This is a genomic window from Flavobacterium sp. RSSB_23, from assembly GCF_051547145.1.
Classification (GTDB): Bacteria; Bacteroidota; Bacteroidia; order Flavobacteriales; family Flavobacteriaceae; genus Flavobacterium.
In genome coordinates this window covers 1-421 of the sequence record NZ_JBPTTO010000064.1, presented here as the reverse complement: position 1 = coordinate 421, position 421 = coordinate 1, and the positions used below count along the sequence as shown (strand labels likewise).

The window sequence follows — 421 nt, the reverse complement described above, 5'->3', positions numbered from 1 at the left end:
GCCAGTGATTGTAGCCAATGATGATGCTATTAATAACATCAATGGCGCAGTAGGTGCAGTAGATGTACTAGATGCAATAGCCAATGACTTACTCAATGGCCAGCGAGCTAGCTTAACCCAAACAGCAATTACAATTATAAATCCAGCCACGTCAATAGGCGGAGGATTAGTACCAACTTTAAACCCAGCCACAGGTAAAGTAAGCGTTCAAGCGGGCACCCCAGCGGGCATCTATACTATTGCATACCAATTGTGCGAGCAGTTGAATCCGAGTAATTGTGACCAAGCTACCATCACTATTGCGGTAGACCAAGCCCCAATAATAGCTAACGATGATGGAGTCAGCAATATAAACGGAGCAAGCGGAGCCAGCAATGTATTAGACGTTTTGGCGAACGACACATTGAATGCTCAATTGGCC

The 421-nt window shown here is 45.4% G+C and carries 1 protein-coding gene; it reads left to right on the top strand.

Annotation, left to right across the window (positions count from 1 at the left end; all coding sequences use genetic code 11):
• Positions 1–421 (top strand): hypothetical protein (locus ACSVH9_RS16385; RefSeq protein WP_438064639.1); only part of this gene is annotated, 421 nt, incomplete at both ends.